25 protein-coding genes and 1 pseudogene are annotated in these 25,139 nt (G+C 69.6%); 7 read left to right on the top strand and 19 right to left on the bottom strand.

All coding sequences use genetic code 11. The annotated features are described in order from the left end of the window. Positions 1 to 75: 75 nt before the first annotated feature. Genes slmA through argB form a run of 3 tightly spaced genes read right to left on the bottom strand, consistent with a single transcriptional unit; the run spans position 76 to position 2,434 of the window. On the bottom strand, positions 76 to 777 hold the full coding sequence (slmA, locus tag KS03_RS16720) for a nucleoid occlusion factor SlmA (protein WP_017433330.1): 702 nt from the start codon (positions 775 to 777) through the stop codon (positions 76 to 78). After that, a complete protein-coding gene (locus KS03_RS16715) occupies positions 744 to 1,538 on the bottom strand; it encodes a pyrimidine 5'-nucleotidase (RefSeq protein WP_015877295.1) in 795 nt (264 codons plus the stop codon). The genes slmA and KS03_RS16715 overlap by 34 nt, the downstream gene beginning before the upstream one ends. Continuing rightward, a complete protein-coding gene (argB, locus tag KS03_RS16710; protein WP_015877294.1) occupies positions 1,535 to 2,434 on the bottom strand; it encodes an acetylglutamate kinase in 900 nt (299 codons plus the stop codon). Before argB ends, KS03_RS16715 begins: the two co-directional genes overlap by 4 nt. Before the next feature lie 231 nt (positions 2,435 to 2,665). On the opposite strand from argB, the gene KS03_RS33200 reads away from it, so the two are divergent. Genes KS03_RS33200 through KS03_RS16700 form a run of 3 tightly spaced genes read left to right on the top strand, consistent with a single transcriptional unit; the run spans position 2,666 to position 4,797 of the window. Next, positions 2,666 to 2,932 (top strand): cysteine-rich CWC family protein, encoded by a 267-nt coding sequence (locus tag KS03_RS33200; RefSeq protein ID WP_080569349.1) that lies wholly within the window; start codon positions 2,666 to 2,668, stop codon positions 2,930 to 2,932. 12 nt (positions 2,933 to 2,944) lie between these two features. Next, positions 2,945 to 4,228 carry an ATP-binding protein gene (locus KS03_RS16705; protein ID WP_015877293.1) on the top strand — a complete coding sequence of 428 codons (1,284 nt, stop codon included), beginning with the start codon at positions 2,945 to 2,947 and terminating at the stop codon, positions 4,226 to 4,228. Between the two features lie 26 nt (positions 4,229 to 4,254). Next, the gene (locus KS03_RS16700; RefSeq protein ID WP_015877292.1) at positions 4,255 to 4,797 is read left to right on the top strand and encodes a response regulator transcription factor; all 543 of its coding nucleotides are present in this window, start codon (positions 4,255 to 4,257) and stop codon (positions 4,795 to 4,797) included. A gap of 139 nt (positions 4,798 to 4,936) precedes the next feature. On the opposite strand, the gene hslU is transcribed toward KS03_RS16700, so the two are convergent. The 9 genes from hslU to KS03_RS16655 form a co-directional block, all read right to left on the bottom strand. Beyond that, entirely contained in the window at positions 4,937 to 6,280 is a 1,344-nt protein-coding gene (hslU, locus tag KS03_RS16695) for an ATP-dependent protease ATPase subunit HslU (protein ID WP_017424738.1), read from the bottom strand. A 10-nt stretch (positions 6,281 to 6,290) separates the two neighbouring features. Beyond that, positions 6,291 to 6,827: an ATP-dependent protease subunit HslV gene (gene hslV, locus KS03_RS16690; RefSeq protein ID WP_015877290.1), complete on the bottom strand. Its 537-nt coding sequence runs from the start codon at positions 6,825 to 6,827 to the stop codon at positions 6,291 to 6,293. Positions 6,828 to 7,170: 343 nt separating this feature from the next. Further along, positions 7,171 to 7,587 (bottom strand): RNA polymerase-binding protein DksA, encoded by a 417-nt coding sequence (dksA, locus tag KS03_RS16685; RefSeq protein WP_015877289.1) that lies wholly within the window; start codon positions 7,585 to 7,587, stop codon positions 7,171 to 7,173. Positions 7,588 to 8,125: 538 nt separating this feature from the next. Next, entirely contained in the window at positions 8,126 to 9,214 is a 1,089-nt protein-coding gene (locus tag KS03_RS16680; RefSeq protein WP_039202430.1) for a CobW family GTP-binding protein, read from the bottom strand. A 191-nt stretch (positions 9,215 to 9,405) separates the two neighbouring features. After that, complete coding sequence (locus KS03_RS16675) at positions 9,406 to 10,659, bottom strand: class I SAM-dependent rRNA methyltransferase (RefSeq protein WP_015877287.1); 1,254 nt, start codon at positions 10,657 to 10,659, stop codon at positions 9,406 to 9,408. Positions 10,660 to 10,745: 86 nt separating this feature from the next. After that, a complete protein-coding gene (gene xerC, locus KS03_RS16670) occupies positions 10,746 to 11,666 on the bottom strand; it encodes a tyrosine recombinase XerC (RefSeq protein ID WP_015877286.1) in 921 nt (306 codons plus the stop codon). Positions 11,667 to 11,682: 16 nt separating this feature from the next. Continuing rightward, a complete protein-coding gene (locus KS03_RS16665) occupies positions 11,683 to 12,411 on the bottom strand; it encodes a DUF484 family protein (RefSeq protein WP_015877285.1) in 729 nt (242 codons plus the stop codon). Between the two features lie 39 nt (positions 12,412 to 12,450). Continuing rightward, positions 12,451 to 13,317, bottom strand: a complete 867-nt coding sequence (dapF, locus tag KS03_RS16660) for a diaminopimelate epimerase (protein ID WP_015877284.1) — start codon at positions 13,315 to 13,317, stop codon at positions 12,451 to 12,453. An 82-nt stretch (positions 13,318 to 13,399) separates the two neighbouring features. After that, positions 13,400 to 14,284, bottom strand: coding sequence for a lipid A biosynthesis lauroyl acyltransferase (locus KS03_RS16655; RefSeq protein WP_015877283.1), 885 nt, complete (start codon positions 14,282 to 14,284; stop codon positions 13,400 to 13,402). A 268-nt stretch (positions 14,285 to 14,552) separates the two neighbouring features. On the opposite strand from KS03_RS16655, the gene metK reads away from it, so the two are divergent. Next, positions 14,553 to 15,743, top strand: a complete 1,191-nt coding sequence (metK, locus tag KS03_RS16650) for a methionine adenosyltransferase (protein ID WP_015877282.1) — start codon at positions 14,553 to 14,555, stop codon at positions 15,741 to 15,743. A 159-nt stretch (positions 15,744 to 15,902) separates the two neighbouring features. On the opposite strand, the gene KS03_RS16645 is transcribed toward metK, so the two are convergent. Further along, positions 15,903 to 16,244 (bottom strand): hypothetical protein, encoded by a 342-nt coding sequence (locus KS03_RS16645; RefSeq protein ID WP_015877281.1) that lies wholly within the window; start codon positions 16,242 to 16,244, stop codon positions 15,903 to 15,905. A 417-nt stretch (positions 16,245 to 16,661) separates the two neighbouring features. On the opposite strand from KS03_RS16645, the gene KS03_RS16640 reads away from it, so the two are divergent. After that, entirely contained in the window at positions 16,662 to 17,432 is a 771-nt protein-coding gene (locus tag KS03_RS16640; protein ID WP_015877280.1) for a phytanoyl-CoA dioxygenase family protein, read from the top strand. A 37-nt stretch (positions 17,433 to 17,469) separates the two neighbouring features. Here the strand turns inward: KS03_RS16640 and KS03_RS16635 are convergent, their stop codons facing one another. The 4 genes and pseudogenes from KS03_RS16635 to KS03_RS16620 all read right to left on the bottom strand — a co-directional run bounded on the left by KS03_RS16635 (position 17,470) and on the right by KS03_RS16620 (position 20,155). Next, positions 17,470 to 17,676: a DUF3185 family protein gene (locus KS03_RS16635; RefSeq protein WP_015877279.1), complete on the bottom strand. Its 207-nt coding sequence runs from the start codon at positions 17,674 to 17,676 to the stop codon at positions 17,470 to 17,472. Positions 17,677 to 18,102: 426 nt separating this feature from the next. Next, positions 18,103 to 18,288: a hypothetical protein gene (locus KS03_RS16630; RefSeq protein WP_015877278.1), complete on the bottom strand. Its 186-nt coding sequence runs from the start codon at positions 18,286 to 18,288 to the stop codon at positions 18,103 to 18,105. Between the two features lie 288 nt (positions 18,289 to 18,576). Continuing rightward, positions 18,577 to 18,768 (bottom strand): annotated as a pseudogene (locus KS03_RS32860) (hypothetical protein); the annotation flags it as partial. A gap of 115 nt (positions 18,769 to 18,883) precedes the next feature. After that, on the bottom strand, positions 18,884 to 20,155 hold the full coding sequence (locus tag KS03_RS16620; protein ID WP_015877277.1) for an MFS transporter: 1,272 nt from the start codon (positions 20,153 to 20,155) through the stop codon (positions 18,884 to 18,886). A 374-nt stretch (positions 20,156 to 20,529) separates the two neighbouring features. On the opposite strand from KS03_RS16620, the gene KS03_RS16615 reads away from it, so the two are divergent. Then, the gene (locus KS03_RS16615) at positions 20,530 to 20,742 is read left to right on the top strand and encodes a hypothetical protein (protein ID WP_006402972.1); all 213 of its coding nucleotides are present in this window, start codon (positions 20,530 to 20,532) and stop codon (positions 20,740 to 20,742) included. 48 nt (positions 20,743 to 20,790) lie between these two features. Next, positions 20,791 to 21,822 (top strand): serine/threonine protein kinase, encoded by a 1,032-nt coding sequence (locus tag KS03_RS16610; protein WP_015877275.1) that lies wholly within the window; start codon positions 20,791 to 20,793, stop codon positions 21,820 to 21,822. A 43-nt stretch (positions 21,823 to 21,865) separates the two neighbouring features. Here KS03_RS16610 and KS03_RS16605 read toward each other — a convergent pair whose 3' ends face one another. Further along, complete coding sequence (locus KS03_RS16605; protein WP_015877274.1) at positions 21,866 to 23,284, bottom strand: coniferyl aldehyde dehydrogenase; 1,419 nt, start codon at positions 23,282 to 23,284, stop codon at positions 21,866 to 21,868. 54 nt (positions 23,285 to 23,338) lie between these two features. Beyond that, positions 23,339 to 25,015 (bottom strand): isovaleryl-CoA dehydrogenase, encoded by a 1,677-nt coding sequence (locus KS03_RS16600; RefSeq protein ID WP_015877273.1) that lies wholly within the window; start codon positions 25,013 to 25,015, stop codon positions 23,339 to 23,341. Between the last annotated feature and the right edge of the window lie 124 nt (positions 25,016 to 25,139).

Here is a 25,139-nt window from a genome sequence, read left to right as displayed (position 1 = left end):
GGCAGCGAGCCGGCAAAGTATAGCGGAAATCGCCGGGCGCGGAAGAGCCGCGGCGCGCGCCGCCGGCCCGCACGCTCAGCAGAGGATCAGCTGCAGCTGGACGTCGGCGTGCTCGACCGGCGATTTGCCGAAGCCGCTGCGCGCGTAGCGATGCCAGCGGCCGAGCACGTGCGTGACGAGCAGGTTGGCGCGCATCGCGGGATCGTAGCCGGGCGGCAGCGCCGTCGCGCCGGCGGGAGACTGCGCGGACTGCGCGGACTGCGCGAGCGCCGTGCGCAGGCACTGCCGCACCGAGGCCTCGACGCGTTCGAGCATGCGGTCGATCCGCTCGATCAGCCGCTCGTGCTCGCCCACCAGCGCCTCGCCCGTCAGCACGCGGGTCATGCCCGGGTTGCGGGCCGCGAAGTTGAGCAGCATCAGGCCGATCGCGCGCGCCTGCAGCAAGCCGTCCGGCTCCTTGTCGACGATCTGGTTGACGAGCCCGAAGATGGTGGTCTCGATGAACTCGATCAGGCCTTCGAACATCTGCGCCTTGCTCGCGAAGTGGCGGTAGAGCGCCGCCTCCGAGATCTCGAGCCGGGCCGCGAGCGCGGCGGTGGTGATTTTCTCGCGCTTGGGCGCCTCGAGCATGCTGGCCAGCGTCTGCAGGATCAGCACCCGCCGCTCGCCGGGCTTCGGCCGCGCGCGCGGGCGCGGCGCGGTGCCGGCCGCCGGAGGTCGGGTGTCGGCCGTGTCGGCCGTGGCTACGGCCGGGTCCCGCGGTTCAGTCGGCTGCATTTGCGTCGCCCCGCTCGTGTGCTCAGTCGCAGCGATTGTAGCGAAGCAATGCGACGATCGACATAGTGCGGGCGGCCGATTCGCGGCAGATGGCCGGGCAGGTGCCCGGTGATCCAGATGGTGCGGATGCCGAGCCCCTTGTAGCGCTTCAGATGGCTGCGGGTGTCCTCGACGAGGATCGCGTCGGCGAGCCGCGCGCGCGCATCGCGGATCGCCCGGCGCAGCATCGCGGCGTCGGGCTTGGCGCGCCAGGCGCGGCGGTCGCGCATCTGCTCGATCGCGATCACGCGCTCGAACAGCCGCTCGATGCCGAGTTCGGCGAGCACCGCGCGCGCGTAAGACTCCGGCGCATTGGTCAGGATCAGCTTGCGGCCCGGCAGCGCCGCCAAGCGGCGCGCGAGCCCGCGTTCGCCGCGCACCATCGAGGGCAGGTCCGTGAAGGTATGCACGACTTTCAGGAAATCGTGCGGATCGATCGGATGGTGGCGTGCGAGCCCGAGCAGGGCGGCGCCGTAGCGGCGCGTGTAGAACGTGCGCAGATGGTCGGCGCGGGCGCGATCGACCTGCAGCGTGTCGATGATGTACTGCGTCATCGCGGCGTTGATGGCCGGGAAGATCGCGTGCGAGGCGTGATGCAGCGTGTTGTCGAGGTCGAACAGCCAGACCGGCCGGCCGGCCTGCGGCCGGACCCGGCGCGCACGGCGCGCCGGCCGCCGCGCCGGTTGGGCCGCGGGCCGGACAGGCGTGCGCGGGCCGCTCAATGCGAGCGGATCATCGTGCCGAACGGCTGTTCGGTCAGGATCTCGAGCAGCACCGAGTGTTCGATGCGGCCGTCGACGATATGGACCGACTTGACGCCGCTCTTGGCCGCGTCGAGCGCCGACGAGATCTTCGGCAGCATCCCGCCCGAGATCGTGCCGTCCTCGAACAGCGCGTCGATCTCGCGCGCGGACAGGTCGGTCAGCAGGTTGCCTTCCTTGTCCATCACGCCCGGGATGTTGGTCATCATCACCAGCTTCTCGGCGTTGAGCACGGTGGCGAGCTTGCCGGCCACGAGGTCCGCGTTGATGTTGTACGACAGGCCGTCCTCGCCGAAGCCGATCGGCGAGATCACCGGGATGAACGCGTCGTCCTGCAGCGCCTTCACCACCGCCGGGTTGATCGCCTCGACCTCGCCGACCTGGCCGATGTCGACATACTGGCCCGGATTGTCGCGGTCCGGCATCATCAGCTTGCGCGCGTGGATCAGCGCGCCGTCCTTGCCCGTCAGGCCGACCGCATGGCCGCCGAAGTGGTTGATCAGCGTGACGATGTCCTGCTGCACCTCGCCGCCGAGCACCCACTCGACGACTTCCATGGTTTCCTCGTCGGTCACGCGCATGCCCTGGATGAAGGTGCCCTGCTTGCCGATCTTCTTCAGCGCCTGATCGATCTGCGGGCCGCCGCCGTGAACGATCACCGGGTTGATGCCGACCAGCTTCAGCAGGATCACGTCGCGCGCGAAACCCTGCTTGAGCCGCTCTTCCGTCATCGCATTGCCGCCGTACTTGATCACCACGGTCTTGCCGTGATACCGGCGGATGTACGGCAACGCCTCCGCGAGGATTTCGGCTTTCAGCGTGGGCGCGATCTGCGAGAGGTCGAGAGGATCGGACATGGCGGACTCGGGTTCGGGACGGTTGATTCTGGACGGGCGAAACGGGGGAATTGTACACAACTGGCGCAGTGCAGCATCGGTTTTTGGCCATTGGGGCCAAGCTTGAGCCAGCGCGGTTTTGCTGCATTTTGGGTGCGACAAAAGGGCGCGATCGCGGACAAACGGACGCGGCACTCGAAGGCCGCCGCGCTATGCTTGCAGCTAGTCTTTCCGATGGATCCATAGGCTTTCATGGCGCCGATCTCACCTGCCGCAACCGCCGTTCCCGCCTCCCGCCGCTGCCCGCGGTGCCGGCGGGCGTCCGGCTGCGGCGCGCCCGCGCCCGATGCGCCGGGGGCGCGCGCGGCGCCGCTGCGGTGCTGGTGCGCGGCCCTGCCGCCGTTGCCGGCCCGGCCCGACGGCGCGCCGCTGGCGGCCGACCGCTGTCTGTGCCCCGATTGCTACGCACGCGCGCTCGCCGGGCAGCCGGCCGGCCGGCGCGTCACGCCGACGGAGTAAACTGCGCCGATCATGTACAGAATCACGACCACCGGCCGCGTCAATCTCGGCAACCTCTTCTGGCTGCGCACGCTCGCGATCCTCGGCCAGGTCGTCACGATTGCCGTCGCGCAGAGCTTCTTCGGCGCGAACCTGCCGCTGCCGGCCATGCTCAGCGTGATCGCGCTCGAGGTCGTGTTCAACGCGCTGACCTGGCTGCGCGTGCTGCGCGCGCGTCCCGAAACCAATTTCGAGCTGATGGGCCAGCTGTGGGTGGATATCGGCGCGCTGTCCGCGCTGCTGTTCCTGTCGGGCGGCACCACCAACCCGTTCGTGTCGCTGTATCTGCCGTCGCTGGCGATCGCGGCCGCGGTGCTGCCGTGGCATCTGATGGTCTGGCTCGCGGCCTTCTCGGTGGCCTGCTATTTCACGCTCGGCTTCAGTTCGGTGCCGCTCAACCTGGACAACCCGGCGAACCTGTTCGACTACTACCGCGCGGGCCAGGGCGTGAACTTCCTGGTGTCGGTCGGCTTGATCGCCTGGTTCGTCGCGCGCATGTCGAACGCGCTGCGCCAGCGCGACGCCGCGCTCGGCGAGGCGCAGCAGCGGCTGCTGCGCGACGAGCGGGCGGTCGCGCTCGGCGTGCAGGCCGCCACCGTCGCGCACGAGATGGGCACGCCGCTGTCGACCATCGCGATGCTGACCGAGGAGTTGCGCGACGCCGCGCGCGCCGATCCGGGCCTCGCGCGCTACGACGCGGACCTGAAGGTGCTCGAGGAACAGATGTCGCAATGCACCTCGGCGCTCGCGCGGCTGCGCAGCCGCGCCTCGGGACCGACGCGCGAGAGCGTCGCCGCCTGGCTCGATACGTTCGGGCGCCACTGGCGGCTGCGCCATCCGCACGTGCAGTTCGAGCAGATCGGTGAGGGGCCGTCGGGCGTCGAGCTCGTCGATTCCGTCGCCGCCGGGCAGATCCTCACGATCCTGCTCGACAACGCGGCCCGCGCGAGCCGCGATCGCGTCACGCTGCAGGCGCGGCTCACGCGCGTGTCGGATCGCGACACGATCGTGTTCGAGGTGGTCGACAACGGTCCGGGCATCCCGCCCGCGCTGCGCGAGTCGCTCGGCACCGCACCCGTCGACAGCACCCAGGGCGGCAACGGCGTCGGTCTGTATCTGGCGTTCAGCGCCGCCGCGCGGCTGGGCGGCACGATCGAACTGCACGACGCGCAGCCGCGCGGCACGCGCGCGCTGCTGCGCTTGCCCGTAGTAAGCAGCACCACGCGGCCGGCCGAGGCGCAGCAACCGGCCGCTTAACATTCGCTGAACCGAAGGAGAAGAAAATGAGCGACAACCATTTCCTCGTGATCGATGACAACGAGGTGTTTGCCGGGACGTTGGCGCGGGGCCTTGAACGTCGCGGCTATCTGGTCGAGCAGGCGCACAGCCGCGAGGCCGCGCTGAAGCTCGCGGGCGCATCGAAGTTCCAGTTCATCACCGTCGACCTGCATCTCGGCGACGATTCGGGGCTTTCGCTGATCGCGCCGCTTTGCGACCTGCAGCCCGATGCGCGGATCCTCGTGCTGACCGGCTACGCCAGCATCGCCACCGCGGTGCAGGCCGTGAAGGACGGCGCCGACAACTATCTGTCGAAGCCGGCCAACGTCGAGTCGATCCTGGCCGCGCTGCAGACCAACGCGAGCGAGGTGCAGGCCGAGGAAGCGCTCGAGCATCCGGTCGTGCTGTCGGTGGACCGGCTCGAATGGGAGCACATCCAGCGCGTGCTGGCGGAGAACCACAACAACATCTCGGCCACCGCGCGCGCGCTGAACATGCACCGGCGCACGCTGCAGCGCAAGCTCGCGAAGCGGCCGGTCCGGCAGTAAGCCCACCCGCACCGGGGCCGGTTCAGGCCGCCGGTGCCTTTTGCGCCCGCGTTATCGCAAAAAACAAAAAAAGCGGGCGGCCCGCCTGCGCAGGGCCGCCCGTCCGGTCCGCCACCTGCCCCGGCGAGTCGCCGCCGGCTTACAGCACGTAGCGCGACAGGTCTTCATCCTTCGACACTTCGCCGAGCGCACGATCGACATACCCCGCGTCGATCGTGACGCTCTGGCCCGCATGATTGCCGGCCGCGAACGACACGTCCTCGAGCAGCTTCTCGATCACGGTATAGAGCCGCCGCGCGCCGATGTTCTCGGTCTTCTCGTTGACCGAGAACGCGACCTCGGCCAGGCGCCGGATGCCGTCTGCGGCGAATTCGAGCTGCACTTCCTCGGTGGCGAGCAGCGCCTGGTATTGCTTGACGAGGCTGGCGTCGGTGGCCACCAGGATCGATTCGAAATCCTCGACCGACAGCGAGTCGAGTTCGACGCGAATCGGAAAGCGCCCCTGCAGTTCCGGAATCAGGTCGCTCGGCTTGGACAGATGGAACGCGCCGCTCGCGATGAACAGGATGTGATCGGTGCGGATCATCCCGTACTTGGTGTTGACCGTGGTGCCCTCCACGAGCGGCAGCAGATCGCGCTGCACGCCCTGGCGCGAGACCTCGCCGCCGCCCCCCTCGTGGTTGCGCGAGGCGATCTTGTCGATCTCGTCGAGGAACACGATGCCGTTCTGCTCGACGTTCTGCACGGCCTTCGTCTTCACTTCCTCGTCATTGAGCAGCTTGCCGGCTTCCTCGTCGGTCAGCAGCTTCAGCGCTTCCTTGATCTTCACCTTGCGGCGGGTTTTCTTGCCGCCGCCGAGATTCGAGAACATCGAGCGGATCTGCTCGGTCATCTCTTCCATGCCCGGCGGCGCCATGATGTCCATGCCGGCCTGCGGCTGCTCGATGTCGAGCTCGATTTCCTTGTCGTCGAGCGCGCCCTCGCGCAGCCGCTTGCGGAAGGTCTGGCGGGTGGCGTTATTGTCCTCGTTGGCGGACTCGGCGTTCGAGCCGAAGCCGACCGCGCGCGGCTGCGGCAGCAGGATGTCGAGGATGCGGTCCTCGGCCTGGTCCTGGGCCTTCGAGCGCACCTTGCGCATCTCCGTCTCGCGCGTCTGCTTGACCGAGATCTCGATCAGGTCGCGCACGATGCTGTCCACGTCGCGCCCGACGTAGCCGACCTCGGTGAACTTGGTCGCCTCGATCTTGATGAACGGCGCGTCGGCGAGCTTGGCCAGGCGCCGCGCGATCTCGGTCTTGCCGACGCCGGTCGGGCCGATCATCAGGATGTTCTTCGGCGTGATTTCCTGGCGCAGCGGCTCGGCCACCTGCTGGCGGCGCCAGCGGTTGCGCAGCGCGACGGCCACCGCCTTCTTCGCCTTGGCCTGGCCGATGATGTGCTTGTCGAGTTCCGAGACGATCTCGGCAGGGGTCATGGTGCTCATGGAAGCGTCCTTACTCGATCGTTTCGATGATGTGGTTGTGATTCGTGTAGATGCACATGTCGCCCGCGATCGTCAGCGCCTTGGCGACGATCTCCTGCGGCGACAGCTCGGTGTTCTCGGCCAGCGCGCGCGCGGCGGCCTGCGCGTACGAGCCGCCCGAGCCGATCGCGCAGATTCCGCCTTCCGGGTCGAGCACGTCGCCGTTGCCGGTGATGACGAGGGTGGTGGTCTTGTCGGCGGCGATCAGCATCGCCTCCAGGCGGCGCAGCATGCGGTCGGTGCGCCAGTCCTTGGCCAGTTCGACGGCCGCGCGCGTGAGGTTGCCCTGGTGCTTCTCGAGCTTCGCCTCGAAGCGGTCGAGCAGCGAGAACGCGTCGGCCGTGCCGCCGGCGAAGCCCACCAGCACCTGGTTGTTGTAGATGCGGCGCACCTTGCGCGCCCCGCCCTTCATGACGATATTGCCGAGCGTGACCTGGCCGTCGCCGCCCAGTGCGACCTGATCGCCGCGGCGCACCGAGACGATCGTCGTGCCGTGATATTGCTCCATCTGCGTTCCTTCAGAAATCCGGGGAGGACGCGGCGATGCGGGACACCACCGCCCTTGTGCGGCGCGCGATGTGGCGAATAGCCCCACGCGCGTCACGGACATGTTAGGGCACGCGCGGCGATATCAAGAGCGAAATCCGGTGAAAGGGGACAAGCGAGGCAGACGCGGCGAGGGCGAGGCCCGGTGCGGGCGGCGAAGGCGGCGGCGGTCGAGCGGGCACTGCACCGAGCGCCGCGGGGCGGCATGCCGGCAACGGCGCGCCGGAAAAAGAAAAGCGCGCGGCAAGCCGCACGCCTTGTCGAAGCAGCGTGAACAGGCGCGGGAAGCCGCCGCGCCGGCGCGATCAGTCGCCGAACAGCTTCTGGCGCAGCTCGCGGCGCTCCTGCGCCTCGAGCGACAGCGTGGCCGTCGGCCGCGCGATCAGGCGCGGGATGCCGATCGGCTCGCCGGTTTCCTCGCACCAGCCGTAGTCGCCGGAGTCGATGCGGGCGAGCGACTGTTGCACCTTCTTGAGCAGCTTGCGCTCGCGGTCGCGCGTGCGCAGTTCGAGCGCGTGTTCCTCTTCGATCGTGGCCCGATCGGCGGGATCCGGCACGATCACCGTTTCGCGAAGGTTCTCGGTCGTCTGGCCCGCATTGCGGAGGATTTCCGCCTGCAGCTGCTCGAGTCGATTTTTGAAGAAGGCGAGCTGATCATCGTTCATGTAATCCTTGTCGCTCATCTTCAGGATTTCGGCTTCGGTCAAGAGTTTGTTCGTCATCTGCTTGCTTCTTCAATGTGCCGCAAATCGCGAGATATTGCCTGCACTTTGGGATTACCCGCAACGGCCTTTGTCATGGTTTGCCAATCATTTGCCGTGTCGGGGCCGAAAGCCTCCGGTACCGTTTCGCCAGGTACCCTGGTGCCGGCCCGCTCGCGCCGTCGCCTCGAAGCGAGGCCTGCCGCGTCCGGTTCGTAACCGGCCGGCGGGGCGATGCCGGTGCGCCCGGCAATTCATGCAAGAACCGGGCCTGCCAACTGCCGTTTCCAGTGGGCACGTATTGTAACTGAATCGCTCGGCCGCCCCGCAAGCGGGAAACGGCACAGCCGTGCCGGCTGGATATCCTAAAAATATAACCTGCAAAGCGCGAAAAAGCGATGATGCGATCGAACCGTATACCCGCCCGCCGCCCGGCCGTGGGCGAGGCCTGCCGCGGCCCGGCGAGCCCGGCGCGGCGGGTGTCGGGCGCGGCCGGGCGCGGGCGCTCGGATGGCGGGCCGGCCAGGTCGCGGCGGCCGCGTGCGAAACCCCGCGGCGCTTACGCGAGACAGGCGTCGAGGCCGTCGGTGATCAGGTCCTGCGGCAGGTCGATGCCGATGAATACCATCTTGTTGGTCTTCTTCTCGGCCGGCAGCCACTTCGAGGCCAGGTCGCTGCCCATCATCTGGTGGACGCCCTGGAACACCACCTTGCGATCGACGCCCTTCATGTACAGCACGCCCTTGTAGCGCAGCAGGCGCTCGCCGTAGATCTGCAGGATGCCGCCGAGGAAGTCCTCGAGCTTGGTCGGATCGAACGGGCGATCGTTGCGATAGACGAACGACTTGATCTTGTCGTCGTGGTGCGCGTGATGGTGGTGATGGCCGTGATCGTGACCGTGGTCGTGGTCGCAGTGGCCGTGGTCGTGATCGCAGTTCGCGTGGTCATGGCCGTGGCCGTGATCGTGATCGTGATCGTGATGCGCGTGATCGTCCTCGACGAGGAAGTCCGGGTCGATCTCGAGCTTCGCGTTGAGGTTGAAGCCGCGCAGGTCGAAGATTTCCTTGATGTCGGCGTCGCCGAAGTTCACCTGGCGCACCGCCGCCTTCGGGTTCATGTGCAGCAGGCGATGCTTGAGCGCGGCGATCGCGGCTTCGTCGACGAGGTCGGCCTTGGTGATGAACAGGCGATCGGCGAAGCCGACCTGGCGCTGCACCACCTCGTGCTCGTCGAGCTGCGCGTTGGCGTGCTTGGCGTCCACCAGCGTGATGATCGCGTCGAGCAGGAATTCGTCGGCGATCTCGCTGTCGATGAAGAACGTCTGCGCCACCGGGCCCGGGTTCGCGAGGCCGGTGGTCTCGATCACGACGCGATCGAAATCGAGCTTGCCGTCGCGCTTGCGGGCGGCCAGGTCGCCGAGCGCGCGCGCCAGGTCGCCGCGGATCGTGCAGCAGATGCAGCCATTGCTCATCTGGATGATCTGCTCGTTGCTGTCCTGCACGAGGATTTCGTTGTCGATGTTCTCTTCGCCGAACTCGTTCTCGATCACGGCGATCTTCATGCCGTGCTGGTCGTTCAGGATGCGCTTGAGCAGCGTGGTCTTGCCGCTGCCGAGGAAGCCGGTGAGGATGGTGACGGGAATGGCCATGTCGATCGCCTTGGTTCGTGAAACGGGGTCAATACGTTGCGGCTTCGCCGGCCGGGTTGCGCGCCGCCGGAGCATGCCATGGCACGCCGGCCGGATGCCGCGCGTGCCGAACCACCTATTGAAACATAGATGTCAAGCGCCCGCGCCCCGGCTGTCCGGCAGGCGCGATGGAACGACTCAGATCGGGGCGCTCAGGCGATTTGCAACAGCAGGCCCTTCAGATATTCGCCCTCCGGGAACGCGGTCAGCAGCGGGTGGTCCACCCCGGCGCCGAGCCGCCTGAGGATCCGCGCGTCGACGCGCGCGTCGGCGGCGGCGCCGGCCACGATCTTCTGGAACAGGTCCATGTCGATCGCCCCCGAGCAGGAGTAGGTGAACAGCAGGCCGCCCGGGCGCAGCAGCCGGAAGCCGCTCAGGTTGATGTCCTTATAGGCGCGCGCGGCGCGGTCCACGTGCTCGCGCGCCGGCGCGAACTTCGGCGGGTCGAGCACCACCACGTCGAAGCGCTCGCCCTCGTCGGCCAGGCGCCGCAGCGTCTTGAACGCGTCGGCGTCGAGCCAGCTCGCGCGAGCCGGGTCGAGCCCGTTGGCGCTCACGTTGCGCTGCGCGAGCGCGAGCGCGTCGCCGGACGAATCGATCGAGACCACGCGGCTCGCGCCGCCGGCCAGCGCCGCCAGCGAGAAGCCGCCCGTGTAGCAGAAGCAGTTCAGCACGTCGCGCCCGTTCGAGACCTGGCCGACCAGCGCGCGGTTGTCGCGCTGGTCGACATAGAAGCCGGTCTTGTGGCCGTTGAACACGTCGACGTGATAGCGCACGCCGTTCTCGCGCGTGACCAGCGTGGCGGGCGGCGCCTCGCCCGCCAGCACGCCGGTGGTCTGCTCGAGCCCTTCCTTCTGGCGGATCGAGACGTCCGAGCGCTCGTAGACGTTCGGGCAGCCGGTCGCGCCGATGAGCGCGGCGACGATGGCCGGCTTCCAGGCCTCGACGCCGGCCGCCATGAACTGGCAGACCAGCTGGCCGCGCCGCGCGCCGGCCGCCGGCGTGGCCTCGGGCGCCTGGCCGGGCGGCAGCTCGCGTGGCAGGCCGTCGTCGACGTAATAGTCGACGATCAGGCCCGGCAGGCCGTCGGCCTCGCCGAACACGAGCCGCACTGCGTCGGTGCTGGTCACCATGGTCTGGCGGTGCGCGACCGCGCGCTGGATGCGCCGCTTGAAGAACGCGTGATCGATCGGCTCGGCCTCGTCGAAGCTCCAGACCCGCACGCGGATCTGGGAATGCGGGCTGTAGGCGCCGCGCGCGAGGAAGCGGCCGTCGTGCGAGCGCACCACCACGGTGGCGCCGGCGGCCGGCTTGCCGTCCACGTGCTCGATCGCGTTTGCGTAGATCCACGGGTGACGGCGCAGCAGGGATTTGTCTTTCGACGGTTTGAGCGTAACGGTTTGCATGTCGGTATCGGTTCGGGCCGCGCGGGGCGCGGCGGCAACAAAGGCTCGCGAAGCAGACGGTGGCGGGGCGGCGTGCCGGGGCGCCGTCAGTCGCGCTTCTTCGCGCGCGGATGCGCGCTGTCGTAGATGCGCGCGAGATGCTGGAAGTCGAGCGAGGTATAGACCTGGGTGGCCGAGATGCTGGCGTGGCCGAGCAGTTCCTGCACGGCGCGCAGGTCGCCGCTCGACTGCAGCACGTGGGTCGCGAACGAGTGGCGCAGCACGTGCGGATGGACGTTGGCGGGAATCCCGGCCACGCGCGCCGCGCGCTTGACGCGCTCGCGCACCACGCCGGGCGCCATGCGGTTGCCGCGCACCGACAGGAACAGCGGGTGCGGATCGCCGCGCACCCAGCCCTCGCGCACCGCGAGCCAGGCGTCGAGCGCCTCCAGCGCCTTGCGGCCCACCGGCACCTTGCGCTCCTTGCCGCCCTTGCCGAGCACGCTGAGCTCGGCCTCGCCGCGATCGAGCCAGCCCGCCGAGCGGTAGCCGTCGGCGTTGACGTAATGGACGTCGAGCCCGACCAGCTCCGCGAGCCGCAGTCCCGACGAATAGAACAGCTCGACGATCGCGCGGTCGCGCAGCCCCTCGGGGGTGTCCGGGAACGCCGACTCCATCAGCGTGTTGGCGTCGTCGACCGACAGCGCCTTCGGCAGCGCGCGCGCGCGCTTGGGCGCGCGCACCGTCGCCACCGGGTTGGCCGGCATCTCGACCCGCTGCGCGTACCAGCGGTAGAACGCGCGCCAGGCCGACAGCCGGTGCGCGATCGAGCGCGCCGACAGCCCGCCCGCGTGCGCGCGCGCCACCGCGCTGCGCATGTCGGCGGCGGTGAGGCTCGCGAGCGGCCGGCCGCTCGCGAACGCGGTGAGCGCGGCGAGTTCGTGCGCGTAGCCGCGCAGCGTGTGCGCCGACAGCTGCCTGACGTGCTGCAGGTACGACAGGTAGGCGGCGATCGGCTCGTCGTTCATGGCGCGGGCGAATGCGTCAGTGCGGCAGCAGGCGCGTGAGCGCGGCGCTCGCGAGCGTGCCGATCTGCGTCAGGAAATCGGTGCCCATGCCGTCGTGAAAGCGTCGCGGGTCCGGCGAGCCCAGCACCAGCAGCCCGAAGGGCGGCGCGCCATCGCCGGCCTCGGGCGCGCGCAGCGCGATCAGCGCGATCGAGGCGGCCACGCCGCTGGCGCTGACGGCGGTGGCGGCTCCGTCGGCGCGGTCGGCCGCCTCGGGCGCGGCCGGCACCGGTGCGAGCCACTGCGCGGCCTCGAAGCCGCTGTTGGCGCCGCAGTAGGGCGTGACGAGACTGTTCGCGAAGAGGCGCACCTCCTCGCCGACGTTGCGCGCGAAATCGGCCTGCGCATAGGCCTCGGCCACGTCCCAGATCCGCAGCGCCGTCTGCGGCACGTCGAACACGTCGGCGAGGCCGCCCGCGATCGCGCGCGGCAGCGCGTGCGCGTCGCGCTCCGCGATCACGCGCGCGGTCCAGCGGCCGAACTTGGCCGCCAGCCCGTCGTTCTCGTGCCCGTAGCGCAGCAACTCGGCCAGGCGCCGTTCGAGCAGCTTGTTCTTGTCGCGCAGCATCTCCATCTGCCGCTCCTGCAGCGAGATCGCGGCCTTGCCGTGCGGGTTCGCGAGCCGGACCGCGGCGAGCAGCTCCGCGTGCCGGGCGAAGAATTCGGGGTTGGCGAGCAGGTAGTCGGCGACGTCGCGATCGTTCATGGAGCAGTGTGGTTCGAGGAGGGCGGTAAGCCGAAAGGGTCAGGCGGTCAGTTCGAAGACACCTTCGAACACGGTGACGGCGGGGCCGGCCATCGACAGCGGCGCGGCGGCGTCGCGCATGCCGTCCCAGGCGATCGTCAGGACGCCGCCGTGAGTCTGCACGGCCACCGGCGAATCGAGCAGGCCGCGGCGAATCCCGGCGGCCACGGCCGCGCAGGCGCCGGTGCCGCAGGCGAGCGTCTCGCCGGCGCCGCGTTCATAGACGCGCAGCTTCACCTCGCGGCGCGACACGATCTGCAGGAAGCCGGCGTTGACGCGCTGCGGGAAGCGCGCATGGTGTTCGACCAAGGGGCCTTCCTCGGCTACCGGGAACGTCTCGACGTCGTCCACCACCTGCACCGCGTGCGGGTTGCCCATCGAGACCACCGAGATCCAGCGCGTCGTGCCGCCCACCTCGAGCGGGAACAGCGTGTCCGCGCCCTCGCGGCGGGCATCGAGGCCGGCGGCGTCGAACGGCACGCGGGCCGGCTCGAACACGGGCGAGCCCATGTCCACCACCACCTCGCCGTTTTCCTGCAGCGTCAGCGTGAGCAGGCCGTGGCTGACCTGCACGCGCACCGTCGTCTTGTCGGTCAGGCCCTTGTCGTGCACGAACCTCACGAAGCAGCGCGCGCCGTTGCCGCAATGCTCGACTTCGCCGCCGTCGCAGTTGAAGATCCGGTAGCGGAAATCGGCGCCGTCGAGCGTCGGCCGCTCGACCAGCAGCACCTGATCGGCACCCACGCCGAAATGGCGGTCGGCGAGCGCGCGCACGCGCTCGGGCGTGAGGCCGAGGTCGCCGGCGGTGCCGTCGAGCACGACGAAGTCGTTGCCGGCGCCATGCATCTTGGTGAACGGAAGTTTCATGGGCGTTATTGTATGCCGCGCCGGGCGCGGCTTGCGAACCTCGGCGGCGGCCGAGCCGGCACCGCCGCGCCCGCGATCACGATCAGTAAAAGCCCGGCTCGCCGGCCGGACGCGTCTTGAAGCGCTTGTGCACCCAGTAATACTGCTCGGGCAGCAGCGGGATCTGCTCCTCGAGGAACGCGTTCATGCGGCGCGCGTCGAGGTCGTCGTCGCCGGTCGGGTATTGCTCCCAGGGCTTGAACACGCGCAGCCGATAGCCCTTGTAGTTCGGCAGCACCTCGCCGATGAACGGCACGACCTGCGCGCGGCCGGCCTTCGCCAGCCGGCCCACCGCGGTCAGCGTGCAGGTGGGGATGCCGAAGAACGGCACGAAGGTGGAGTTGCGCGTGCCGTAGTCCATGTCGGCGCCGAGCATCACGGGCTTGCGCTCGCGCAGCCAGCGCAGCACGATGCGCGCGCTGTCGGCGCGGCTCGCCATCTCGGCGTCGAAGCGCGCGCGCGCGCGCTTGGCCTCGGCCTCGAGCAGCGGGTTTGAAAACGGTTGGTACAACGAACCGCAGGTGCGTTGCAGCGAGCGGTTCAGCCAGATCGAGCCGGCCTCGATGCCGACGAAATGCAGGCCGAGAAACAGCGTGGGCGGCAGGTCCGGATCGGTCAGGTCGATCGCGCTGTCGACCTCGATGAGCCGGGCGAGCTTCTTCTCGGAGCCGAACCACTGGACGCTGCGCTCGACGTAGCTGCGAATCGCATGGCGAAAGTGCCGGCCCGCGACTTCCTCGCGCCGCGCCTCGCTCCACTCGGGAAAGCAGAGCTTCAGGTTCGTATGCACGATGCGCTTGCGGCGGCTCGGGATACGGTACAGCAGCCAGCCCAGCGCGTCGCCGAAACGCGCCGTCAAGCCATACGGCAGCAGCGCGAACAGCTTCAGCAAGAGCAGCGCGAAGCGGGTGCCGAGACGGCCTAGCATGAGCGGCCTCCATGGGGCCGGAAGGCCCGTGCCGTGAGGGGGAAATTCAGGACGTAGCGGTGGGCAACCACGAATGCACCCTTGCGTGACAAGACGGGAAAGCCGCTATAATACGGGCTTCGCCGAGTTAACTGACAACTTGCGGGGCGAAGCCGGCTGGGCGCAGGATGCCTGTCCGGGTCAAGGAATCCGCTAAAGCGTCGCCACTTCATCCGGTTCCGAAGCTGGCTACGTGAATGCAACCGTAACCACCAAGGAGCTTAGCCAAGTGGCAAACGATTATCTCTTCACGTCCGAATCCGTTTCCGAAGGCCATCCGGACAAAGTTGCCGACCAGATCTCCGACGCGATTCTCGATGCCATCCTCACGCAGGACAAATACTCGCGTGTTGCCGCCGAGACGCTGTGCAACACGGGGCTTGTCGTGCTGGCGGGTGAGATCACCACGACCGCCAACATCGACTACATCCAGATCGCGCGCGACACGATCCGCCGCATCGGCTACGACAACACCGACTTCGGCATCGACTACAAGGGCTGCGCGGTGCTCGTCGCCTACGACAAGCAGTCGCCGGACATCGCGCAAGGCGTTGATCGCGCGCATGACAACAACCTCGACCAGGGTGCCGGTGACCAGGGCCTGATGTTCGGTTACGCGTGCGATGAAACGCCCGAACTGATGCCGCTGCCGATTTACCTGGCGCACCGTCTCGTCGAGCGTCAGGCCAATCTGCGCCGCGACGGCCGCCTGAGCTGGCTGCGTCCCGATGCGAAGTCGCAGGTCACGGTCCGCTACGTCGACGGCAAGCCGCACGCGATCGACACCGTCGTGCTGTCGACGCAGCACGCCCCGGACATTGATCTGCCGCAATTGCGCGAAGCCGTGATCGAGGAGATCATCAAGCCGACGCTGCCGGCCGAATTGATCAAGGGCGACATCAAGTTCCTGGTGAACCCGACCGGCCGTTTCGTGATCGGTGGCCCGCAGGGCGACTGCGGCCTGACGGGCCGCAAGATCATCGTCGATACCTACGGCGGTGCCGCGCCGCATGGCGGCGGCGCGTTCTCGGGCAAGGACCCGTCGAAGGTCGACCGCTCGGCCGCCTACGCGGGCCGCTACGTCGCCAAGAACATCGTGGCCGCGGGCCTGGCCTCGCGCGCGCTGATCCAGGTGTCGTATGCGATCGGCGTGGCCGAGCCGACCTCGGTGATGGTCAACACGTTCGGCACCGGCAAGGTCTCGGACGAGACGATCACGAAGCTCGTGCGCGAGCACTTCGACCTGCGTCCGAAGGGCATCGTGCAGATGCTCGATCTGCTGCGCCCGATCTACGAGAAGACGGCGGCCTACGGCCACTTCGGCCGTGCCGAGCCGGAGTTCTCTTGGGAAGCGACCGACAAGGCGCTGGTCCTCGCCGAAGCAGCGGGCGTCGCCCCCGCCGTCGCGCAGCCGGCATGAAACGCGCATGATGCGCCGCGTTCCGATTTGGGCCTGAACGGCCTGAATGCAAAAAACCCCGGCTTGCCGGGGTTTTTTCTTGGGCGCGCGCGGCGTGCAGACGATGAGCCGCGCCGGGATCGGGCGGTGCGCAGGCGGGCAGGCCGACGGCGCGCCGCCTCAACGCGTGCCGAAGGCGAACCAGCCGGCGCTTGCCGCGAGGCGCCGCGGGCGGTTGACGCGGCGGCGCGGGCCGTGCGCGTGGCGCCGCGACGACGGCTTGCGCAGCAGGGCCGCCGGCAGGCCGAGCCGGCGCGCGCCCGCATGGGCGCGCATGGTGGCGAGCAACGAATGCAGCCAGCCGCGCAGGCCGTCCAGCCGCGACGTCGGCGCCGCCGGCCGGGTGGCCAGCGCCCGGGCGCGCGCCTGATGATGGCGCAGGGTGCGGGCGGTGCGGCGGGCGTCGAGCCGGGAGAGGCTTCGGGCCGCGCGGTTGGGGCGGGAGGGGAGGCGCAAGGGCATGACGATGTGACTGGTTCGTAAAAGTGCTGGATCGGTTGCCCGCAACGGGCGGCCGGTATTCCACACCCGAGGAAGGGTGGCGCCGGGCCGGCCCCAACGGCTGGCGCGGCTGGCCCGGGGGCGGCCCGCGCCGGTCGACATGACCGGCGTACTCAGGCTACCGGCGATCCATGACGTCCAGAAGTCGAGACAACCCTGAGACCGCCCCCGCGGGCGGCGTGTGCTGCGCGACATTAGTCAGGTGCGGCGCGCGGCAGTTCCGCGATGGCGGCGCGAGCCAGGCGAACAGGCGCCGGCGGCCTTGCCGCGCCGGCCAGCGGAGCGCGATCCGTGCGCGGTCGTTGACAATGTCGGTTTCCGGATCGATCCCCGCCGTCTTACAATCGACGCATTCATAAGAACGACATCGAGCCCGCCATGTCCCCACAGCATTCGGAGTTGATTCGCGCCCAGATCGACGCATTGCGCGAACACGGTTACGTGGTCGTGCCGGGGCTGGTCGCGCCCGAGACTTGCGCCGCCTTGAAGGCGGTTGCCGAGCGCCAGCTGCGCGAGGCCGCCGAGCCGCTCGAATTCGAGGCGGACCTGCGCTATCCGGGCGCGCCGCAGTCGAAGGACGCACCGGGCGGCCGCACCGTGCGCCGCCTGCTCGACGCCTACCAGCGCGCGCCCGAGTTCGCCGCGCGTGCTACCGCGCCCGAGATCGCCGCCTGGCTGCGGGAGTACTTCGGTGAGGCGGCGCTGCTTTCGCGCGCGCATCACAACTGCATGATGACGAAGCACCCGCGGTACGGCAGCCTGACCGGCTGGCACCGCGACTTTCGCTACTGGGCGTTCGAGCGCGCGGATCTCGTGTCGGTCTGGCTCGCGATCGGCGCGGAGACCGACGGCAACGGCGCGCTGTGGCTCGTGCCCGGCTCGCACAAGGCCGAGCTCGGTGCCGACTGCTTCGACGAGGCGAAGTTCTTCCGCGGCGACCTGCCTGCCAACCGCGCGTTGATCGAGCGCGCGGTGTGCCCCGAACTCGGCCCCGGCGACGTGGTGTTCTTCCACTGCAACACGCTGCATTCGGCCGGCCAGAACCGCAGCGACCAGGTGAAGTTCTCGCTCGTCTACACCTATCACGGCGAGAGCAACCGGCCGGTGCCCGGCTCGCGCTCGGCGTCGAAGCCCGAGGTGAGGCTCTGACGCGCGGCGGCGGATGCGGCGTCGCGGCCGACGGCCGTCAGCGCCGGCCGCCCGGCATCGCCAGGCCGATCAGGCCGGCCAGCGTCGCGACCGCGCCGCCGGCGAACAGCAGGATCGTCTTGGTCGCCGGCGAGCCGGTGAACAATCGCGAGAGGCTGTCGTTGAACGAATGGAAGGACTGGCCGCCGAAGTACAGCAGCACGATGCCGCCGACGATCAACGCCACCGAGATCGCTCGAGTCATGAATTGCTCCGCTATCACGCATCATCAGGAGGCCGCAGTGTAGGGTACCGGCGCCCTGGCGTCCATTGGGCCGGACCGCGGCGGCGCCTCGCGCGCACGGTGCTCTCCATGGGCCTCGTGACGCCCGCAGTTGCTGCGTGCATCGCTTCGATGCCCGCGCGCCGCCCGACGCATGCACGAGGACGCTGCCACGCTGAAGCGGCGCGATTTCACGGTGGGAAAGCCGGCCGGCATCGGTCCGGCCGGGATCGATCGCCAGCGACGAAGGCGCGATCGAGCATGAGGAAACGCCGTCGCAGGATCAGGCGCGGTGACGGCAGGCAGGCCGCGCAGCACGGGACCGCACGGCCTGAGAAAAGCAGGGAAGGCGGCCCACGCCGCAACGCGTGCGCCGTTCACCGGGGTACCGCCGGAGGGGCGAGCGCGCTAGATCAGCGCGGGCAGTCCCTCGACCAGCAGCAGTGCGAGGCCCACCCCGAGCATCGCGCCTAGCACGCGCAGCACGTTGTGCCGCATGTGATGCGTGCCGCACGGCACCGCGCCTAGGAATAGCGCGCCGGCCAGCGCCATGGGAATCAGAAGGATGAAATCGCCGATCGTGAAGTAGTTCATGCTGGTCTCCCGGCTTGATTCGATCCGCTCGTGAAGTGCGGGCGGCTGATTCAAGTATAGGTAACGAAATCGTGAATTTCGCGTTCCGGATTATTACGAATTCGGAGAAACATCGTTCTCGACCGGCCGCAGCGTGCGGCACGATGTTTCGCTTTCCGAAGCATGACGGCAAACTTTCCTTTGCCGCATCGCACGATCGGGCGCCTGCCGCGACACCGGCGCGGGTCCGGCGAGGCTCGCCGCCGTGCCGATGAGTTCGGGCAGCCCGGGCAGGTGGCCGAAGCCGGGCGCGAAGCGCGCGGTCGAGAGCGCGAGCGCCAACGCATCGCGCACGCCGAGTTCGGCGAAGATCGCGCCGCTGCGCCACGGCAGCACGAATGGCGAAGTCGTGAAATGCGCGGTGGCCGCGCGTTGAACGGAACCCGATGCGGCGGCAGCGCGCCGCGGCGCGGCAGACCGCCGGGTTCGGCAACCGTGGATGGGGGGGCGAGCGCCCCGCGTTGGCGCGGGGCGGGGGTGCGCGGCAAGCGCTCGTGCCAGCCTGTCGGCTAGCGGTGCCGACCGGGCTGCCTGCCGGCTCCGGGGCCGCGCCGGCTCAGGCCGCGCCGATGCGTTCCCGCGCGTGCAGCCAGCGCGCCGTGACGAAGCCGGCCGCGAGCAGCACGGCCACCAGCGCCGCCACGCCGGGCCAGCCCGACGCGCTCCAGAAGTGGCCGCCGAGCGAGCCGATCACGCTCGAGCCGACGTAGTACGAGAGCAGGTACAGCGCGGCGGCCTGCCCCTTGCCCTCGATGGCAAGCCGTCCGACCCAGCCGCTCGCGACCGAGTGGCCGGCGAAGAAGCCGAACGTCACGCAGGCGATGCCGGCGGCGATCGCCGCCACCGGCGCGAGCAGCGTCAGCGCGACGCCTGCGCCCATCATCGCGATGCTCATCACCAGCACGCGGCCGCGCCCGATCGAATCGGCCATCCGCCCCGACCATGGCGAGGCGAACACGCCGACCAGATAGACCACGAAGATCGCGCCGATGCTGGCCTGGTTCATCGCATAGGGCGGCGCGAGCAGCCGGTAGCCGATGTAGTTGTAGAGCGTGACGAAGCTGCCCATCAGCACGAAGCCCATCAGGAACAGCGCCGGCAGTTCGCGGCGCCCGGTCAGATGCCGCGCCAGCGCGCTGCGATGATGCGCGAGGCCGAGCCCGCGGCGCGGCGTGAAATGGCGCGAGGCGGGCAGCAGCGCGCGAAACGCCAGCATCGACAGCAGCCCCAGCACGCCGATGCCGGCCACCGCGATGCGCCAGCCGAACCACTCGGCGAGCATGCCGGTGATCACGCGCCCGGCCATGCCGCCGATCGCGGTGCCGCCCACGTAGAGCCCCATCGCGAGCCCGAGCCCGTCCGGATGCACCTCCTCGGCGAGATAGGCCATCGCCACGGCGGGCACCCCGCCGAGCGCGAGCCCGGTGAGCGCGCGCAGCACCAGCAGCTCGTGCCAGTGCGGCACGAACGCGGCCGCGAGCGTGAACAGCGACGAGGCGGTCAGCGAGGCCGTCATCAGCCGGTGCCGGCTCAGGCCTTCGGAGACGAAGCCGGCCACGAAGATCGCGACGGCCAGCGCGGCGGTCGCGAACGACAGCGACAGGCTGCTCTGCGCGGGGCTCACCTCGAACGCGCCCGAAAATGCCGGCAGCAGCGGCTGCACGCAATAGAGCAGCGAGAAAGTGGCGTAGCCGGCGAACAACAGTGCGACGGCCGCGCGCCAGTAGCCGCGCGTGCCGCGTTCGAGATAGGGCGGCGGTGACGGGGCCGACGGCTCGGATTGAGCGGGGCGGCGGCCCGCCTCCGGCGATCCGGGTGAAGCGCTCACGCTGGGGCTCCCTGCAACGAACGAAAACCGCAACGATACGCCGGTTGGCCGCCTCGCGTCGTCGGGGCGTCGTCCGGACGCGTCGTCCGAGCCGGCCTTGCGCGGCGCGCAAGGCCGGTGATCGTGCGTTCTGCTGAGCGTCACATCTGTCGCGGTATGATGGCACTGCGCCGGACGGGGTTCCGATGCGGCCGCGACGCCCTGAAAACAGGGGGCAAGCGGTCGGGCCGTGTTTTCACGGTCTTTTTATTTTCATAAACGCGATTCCCATCCACGCGGGAATCGGTTAACAATGGATGCGCGTCCAGCCCTTCGGGCAGCGCGTCCGGGTATTCGCGGCCGTAACTCCGGCCGGTTTTGAGTGGGGAAACATCATGCATGTCGGTTCGATTGTCTGCACTACCCATATCGCCGTACCGAAGGGTGCCCGGGGCATCGTCCAGCGCATTCTCGGTGACATGGCGATGGTGACTTGGTACGCCGGCGTGCCTGGCGAATCGAAGGAACTGAACACCGAACCCTTCTTTCTCGAGGACCTGATCGATACCGGCGAATCGGTGCTGCCGGCGGGTGCCGCGATTCACTGAGCGGCCAAGCGCTCGTCAAGCGGCTCCGCGCACGGCACAATGCGGGGCATGACCGACGATCATTCCGAATCCTCCGAGGCCGGCGCGAGCGCGGGCCCGCCGTTCGCGGGCCTGACGCCCGAGCGCGTGCTCGACGCGCTCGACAGCGTGCTGATGCCGGCCGGCCTGCGCACCGACGGCCGCCTGCTCGCGCTGAACAGTTACGAGAACCGCGTCTATCAGGTGGGCGTGGAGGACGGCCCGCCGATCGTCGCGAAGTTCTATCGGCCGCGGCGCTGGTCCGACGCGGCGATCCTCGAGGAGCACGCGTTCGTGGCCGAACTCGCCGCGCGCGAGATCCCGGCCGTCCCCGCGCGCGAACTCGACGGCCGCACCTTGCACGCCTTCGCGGGGTTCCGCTTCTCGGTGTTCGAGCGCCGCGGCGGGCGCGCGCCCGAGCTGGATCGGCGCGACACGCTCGAATGGCTCGGCCGCTTCATCGGCCGCATCCACGCGGTGGGCGCCACTGCCGCCTACGTCGAGCGGCCCTCGCTCGATATCCGCAGCTTCGGCTACGACTCGCGCGACACGCTGCTGGCCGGCGGGGTCGTGCCGGACGACGTGCGTCCCGCCTACGAGACGGTGCTGGCGCTGGCGCTCGAAGGCGTGGAGGCCGCGTTCGCGCGCGCGGGCGAGGTGCGCATGCTGCGCGCCCACGGCGACTGCCATCCGAGCAACGTGCTCTGGACCGACGCCGGCCCGCACTTCGTCGACTTCGACGACAGCCGGATGGCCCCCGCGATCCAGGATCTGTGGCTGCTGCTGCCGGGCGATCGCGCCGGCGCCTCGGCCGCGCTGGCCGACCTTCTGGCCGGCTACGAGGACTTCTGCGAGTTCGATCCGCGCGAACTGCATCTGATCGAGGCGTTGCGCACGCTGCGCCTGATCCATTACTCGGCCTGGCTCGCGCGGCGCTGGGACGACCCGGCCTTCCCCGCGGCGTTTCCGTGGTTCAACACGCAGCGCTACTGGGAGGCGCGCGTGCTCGAACTGCGCGAGCAGATCGGCGCGATGCAGGAAGGCCCGCTCTGGCCGGTCTGAGCCAACCCCGGGGCCCGTCCTCGCGCCTGTCGCGCGTGCCGCCTCAGAACCTCAGCATCAGCTTGATCAGCGCCGCGAAGCGCCGGCCGTAGGGCGGCAGCAGCAGGCCGCGCGCGTTCAAGCGTGCCTGGGTGAGCACCGGCTTCATCTTCGAGAACGTGACGAAGCCGTCGTAGCCGTGGTACGCGCCCATCCCGCTCGCGCCGATGCCGCCGAACGGCAGCGAGCCGCAGGCGATGTGCATCAGCGTCTCGTTGATCGACACGCCGCCCGAGATCGTCTCGCGCATCACCCGGTCGATGCTCGCGCGCGATTCCTCGAACAGGTACAGCGCGAGCGGCCGCGGCCGCGCGTTCACGTAGGCGATCGCCTGGTCCAGCGTGTCGTAGGGCACGACCGGCAGTAGCGGCCCGAAGATTTCCTCGCGCATCAGCGCCGCGTCGTCGGGCGCGCAGGTGACGGCTAGCGGCGCGAAGCGGCGCCGCGCCGGATCGGGCGCCGCGTCGGCCAGCGGATGCAGCGTCGCGCCGCCGGCCCGGGCCTCGGCGGCCAGCCGTTCGAGCCGCGCGAAATGACGCTCGGAGACGATCGAGGTGTAGTCGGCGTTGTTGGCGAAGTCGGGATAGAGCTTCGCCACCCGCGCGCGGGCCCGCGCGATGAACGCGTCCTCCTTGCCGCGCGGCACCAGCACGTAGTCCGGCGCGATGCAGGTCTGGCCCGCGTTCAGCGTCTTGCCGGCGACGATCGCGTCCACCGCGTTGTCGAAGCGCGCGCCCGGCCCGACGATCGCGGGCGACTTGCCGCCCAGCTCGAGCGTGACGGGCGTCAGGTGCTCGGCGGCGGCGCGCATCACCTGCCGGCCCACCTGCGTCGAGCCCGTGAACAGCAGGTGGTCGAACGGCAGGGCGCTGAACGCGGCGCCCACCTCGGCGTCGCCGTTCACCACCGCCACGTGCTCGCGCGCGAACGTCTTCGCGATCAGGGCTTCGAACAGCTCGGAGGTGCGCGGCGTCAGCTCCGACATCTTCACGATCGCGCGGTTGCCGGCCGCGAGCGCGCAGACGAGCGGCCCGGCGGCAAGCAGCACCGGGTAATTCCACGGCACCACGATGCCGACCACGCCGAGCGGCTGCGGGATCACGCTGGCGCGCGCCGGCAACAGCCACTTGTTGGTCGGACGGCGGCGCGGGCGCATCCAGCGCCGGCCATGGCGCAGCGCCTCGTCGATCTCTTCCTTGGCCATCCAGATCTCGGAGAGCAGCACTTCCTGCTTGGCGCGGTGGCCGAAGTCGACACTGATGGCCTCGGCGAGCGCGTCGGCATGGTCGAGCAGCATGGCGCGCAGCGCGCGCAGATGGCCCGCGCGCGCCTCCCACGACGGATACGGGGCGCGCAGGCAGGCGGCGCGCTGGTCTTGCAGCAGCGCGTCGAGCGTCGTGAGGCCGGGCAGGTCGTTTTTCATCTCGTCTCCTCGGAGCGGCTGGCGGCCCGGTGTCGGGCCGGCTCGGGCCGCGGGTCAGGCCGGGAACGCGCGCGCCACCAGCGCGCCGTGGTCGAAGCTCGCGGGCAGCGTGCCGTAGACACGTCCCGTCTCGGGGCTCGCCGCGCCGAAGCGCGTCGCGATGAACGCGTCGGCGACCTCGGCGGGCGCGTGGCGTGCCAGCAGCGCGGCCTGCGCGAGCAGCGCGATGCGCTGCGCGATGCGCCGCGCCGAGGCCTCGCGGGTCTCGGCCGGCGCGGCCAGCGTCGCGAGCAGGTCGTCGAGCGCGCGCCGCACCTCGCGGCGTTCGCCGAGATCGGCGCGCCAGGCCGCGGCGAGCGCGGCGGCCGCGTCGGGCTCGCGCTCGATCGCGCGCAGCACGTCGAGGCACATCACGTTGCCGGAGCCTTCCCAGATCGAATTGACGGGCGCCTCGCGATAGAAGCGCGCCATCGGGCCGGTCTCGACGTAGCCGTTGCCGCCCCACACTTCCATCGCCTCGCCGGTGAATTCGAGCGCGCGCTTGCAGACCCAGAACTTCGCGGCCGGCGTGACGATGCGGCGCCAGCCGCGCGCCTCGGCGTCGCGGCCGTCGTCGTGCTCGACCGCGTCGGCGAGGCGCATGAACAGCAGCGTGGCCGCCTCCGATTCGAGCGCGAGATCGGCGAGCACGTTGCGCATCAGCGGCTGGTCGGCGAGCCGGCGGCCGAACGCGTGGCGGTGCCGCGCATGATGGATCGCCTGCACGAGCGCCGCGCGCATCAGCGCGGCGCTGCCGATCACGCAGTCGAGCCGCGTCAGGTTCGCCATCTCGATGATGGTCGGCACGCCGCGGCCTTCCTCGCCCACCATCACGCCGTAGGCATCGAGGAACTCCACCTCGCCGCTCGCGTTCGAGCGGTTGCCGAGCTTGTCCTTGAGGCGCTGGATCTGCACCGCGTTCTTCGCGCCGTCGGGCGTGAAGCGCGGCACGTAGAAACACGAGATGCCGGCGTGCTCGGCGCTGCGCGCGAGCACCAGGTGGGCATCGCATTGCGGCGCCGAGAAGAACCACTTGTGGCCCACCAGCCGGTACGCCTCGCCGCGCCCGGACGCGCCGAGCGCGAACGCGCGCGTCTCGTTGCTGCGCACGTCGGAGCCGCCCTGCTTCTCGGTCATGCCCATGCCGACCATCATCGAGCGCTTGGCCGCCAGCGGCACGTCGCGCGGGTCGTGCTCGCGCGTGTAGAGCCGCTCGCGCAGCGTCGCGAACAGGGCCGGCTCCTTCTGCAGCACGGGAATGCTCGCGAAGGTCATGGTCAGCGGGCACAGCGAGCCCGATTCGAGCTGCGCGTGCAGGAAATAGCCGGCGCAGCGCGCGGCCATCGCGCCGGCGCGCGGCTCCGAAAACGGCAGCGCGTGCAATCCCTCGCCGCGCAGCAGCGCGAGCAACTGGTGCCAGCTCGGGTGGAATTCGAGCGCGTCGAGCCGCTCGCCGCGCGGGCTGTGCGTGGCGAGCTCGGGGGGATGGCGATTGGCGAGTTCGGCCAGCGCGAGCGTGTCGGCCGTGGTCAGCGCCGCGCCGTGGCGCGCCAGCGCCGTTCGATGCCAGGGCGCGCCGTGCCGCTCGACGGCACTCGCGAGCGCGAGGTCGGTTTCAAACGCGTTGTAGTCGGTGAGCGGCGGGGCCTGGTTCGTGACCTGATGCGTGGCCGCCGGTGCCTGCTGATCCATGCCGGTGTCTCCCATTTCGCGGCGCGCAACTGCAAAACCGCCCGCTGCCGCGCGAGGCGAATCCGGCAATCTTACGGCCGGATGCCGCCGGCGTTTAGAGGAATCGCTCTTGATTCCGTGCGCC

Origin of the sequence: Burkholderia glumae LMG 2196 = ATCC 33617 (genome assembly GCF_000960995.1) — a bacterium.
Taxonomy (GTDB): domain Bacteria; phylum Pseudomonadota; class Gammaproteobacteria; order Burkholderiales; family Burkholderiaceae; genus Burkholderia; species Burkholderia glumae.
Note: the sequence above shows the minus strand (reverse complement) of the source record. Positions and strands in the feature narration are given on the sequence as shown.

Bases quoted from the DNA above. Each gene is read 5' to 3' on its own strand.
- KS03_RS16630 (WP_015877278.1), bottom strand. From the start codon at position 18,288: ATGAACTACTTCACGATCGGCGATTTCATCCTTCTGATTCCCATGGCG.
- KS03_RS16665 (WP_015877285.1), bottom strand. From the start codon at position 12,411: ATGAACGATCGCGACGTCGCCGACTACCTGCTCGCCAACCCCGAATTC.
- dapF (WP_015877284.1), bottom strand. From the start codon at position 13,317: ATGAAACTTCCGTTCACCAAGATGCATGGCGCCGGCAACGACTTCGTC.
- KS03_RS16600 (WP_015877273.1), bottom strand. From the start codon at position 25,015: ATGGATCAGCAGGCACCGGCGGCCACGCATCAGGTCACGAACCAGGCC.
- KS03_RS16705 (WP_015877293.1), top strand. From the start codon at position 2,945: ATGTACAGAATCACGACCACCGGCCGCGTCAATCTCGGCAACCTCTTC.
- KS03_RS16700 (WP_015877292.1), top strand. From the start codon at position 4,255: ATGAGCGACAACCATTTCCTCGTGATCGATGACAACGAGGTGTTTGCC.
- KS03_RS33200 (WP_080569349.1), top strand. From the start codon at position 2,666: ATGGCGCCGATCTCACCTGCCGCAACCGCCGTTCCCGCCTCCCGCCGC.
- xerC (WP_015877286.1), bottom strand. From the start codon at position 11,666: ATGAACGACGAGCCGATCGCCGCCTACCTGTCGTACCTGCAGCACGTC.
- KS03_RS16680 (WP_039202430.1), bottom strand. From the start codon at position 9,214: ATGGCCATTCCCGTCACCATCCTCACCGGCTTCCTCGGCAGCGGCAAG.
- KS03_RS16605 (WP_015877274.1), bottom strand. From the start codon at position 23,284: ATGAAAAACGACCTGCCCGGCCTCACGACGCTCGACGCGCTGCTGCAA.
- KS03_RS16655 (WP_015877283.1), bottom strand. From the start codon at position 14,284: ATGCTAGGCCGTCTCGGCACCCGCTTCGCGCTGCTCTTGCTGAAGCTG.
- slmA (WP_017433330.1), bottom strand. From the start codon at position 777: ATGCAGCCGACTGAACCGCGGGACCCGGCCGTAGCCACGGCCGACACG.
- hslU (WP_017424738.1), bottom strand. From the start codon at position 6,280: ATGAGCACCATGACCCCTGCCGAGATCGTCTCGGAACTCGACAAGCAC.
- KS03_RS16610 (WP_015877275.1), top strand. From the start codon at position 20,791: ATGACCGACGATCATTCCGAATCCTCCGAGGCCGGCGCGAGCGCGGGC.
- KS03_RS16675 (WP_015877287.1), bottom strand. From the start codon at position 10,659: ATGCAAACCGTTACGCTCAAACCGTCGAAAGACAAATCCCTGCTGCGC.
- KS03_RS16615 (WP_006402972.1), top strand. From the start codon at position 20,530: ATGCATGTCGGTTCGATTGTCTGCACTACCCATATCGCCGTACCGAAG.
- KS03_RS16640 (WP_015877280.1), top strand. From the start codon at position 16,662: ATGTCCCCACAGCATTCGGAGTTGATTCGCGCCCAGATCGACGCATTG.
- hslV (WP_015877290.1), bottom strand. From the start codon at position 6,827: ATGGAGCAATATCACGGCACGACGATCGTCTCGGTGCGCCGCGGCGAT.
- argB (WP_015877294.1), bottom strand. From the start codon at position 2,434: ATGTCCGATCCTCTCGACCTCTCGCAGATCGCGCCCACGCTGAAAGCC.
- KS03_RS16635 (WP_015877279.1), bottom strand. From the start codon at position 17,676: ATGACTCGAGCGATCTCGGTGGCGTTGATCGTCGGCGGCATCGTGCTG.
- KS03_RS16645 (WP_015877281.1), bottom strand. From the start codon at position 16,244: ATGCCCTTGCGCCTCCCCTCCCGCCCCAACCGCGCGGCCCGAAGCCTC.
- dksA (WP_015877289.1), bottom strand. From the start codon at position 7,587: ATGACGAACAAACTCTTGACCGAAGCCGAAATCCTGAAGATGAGCGAC.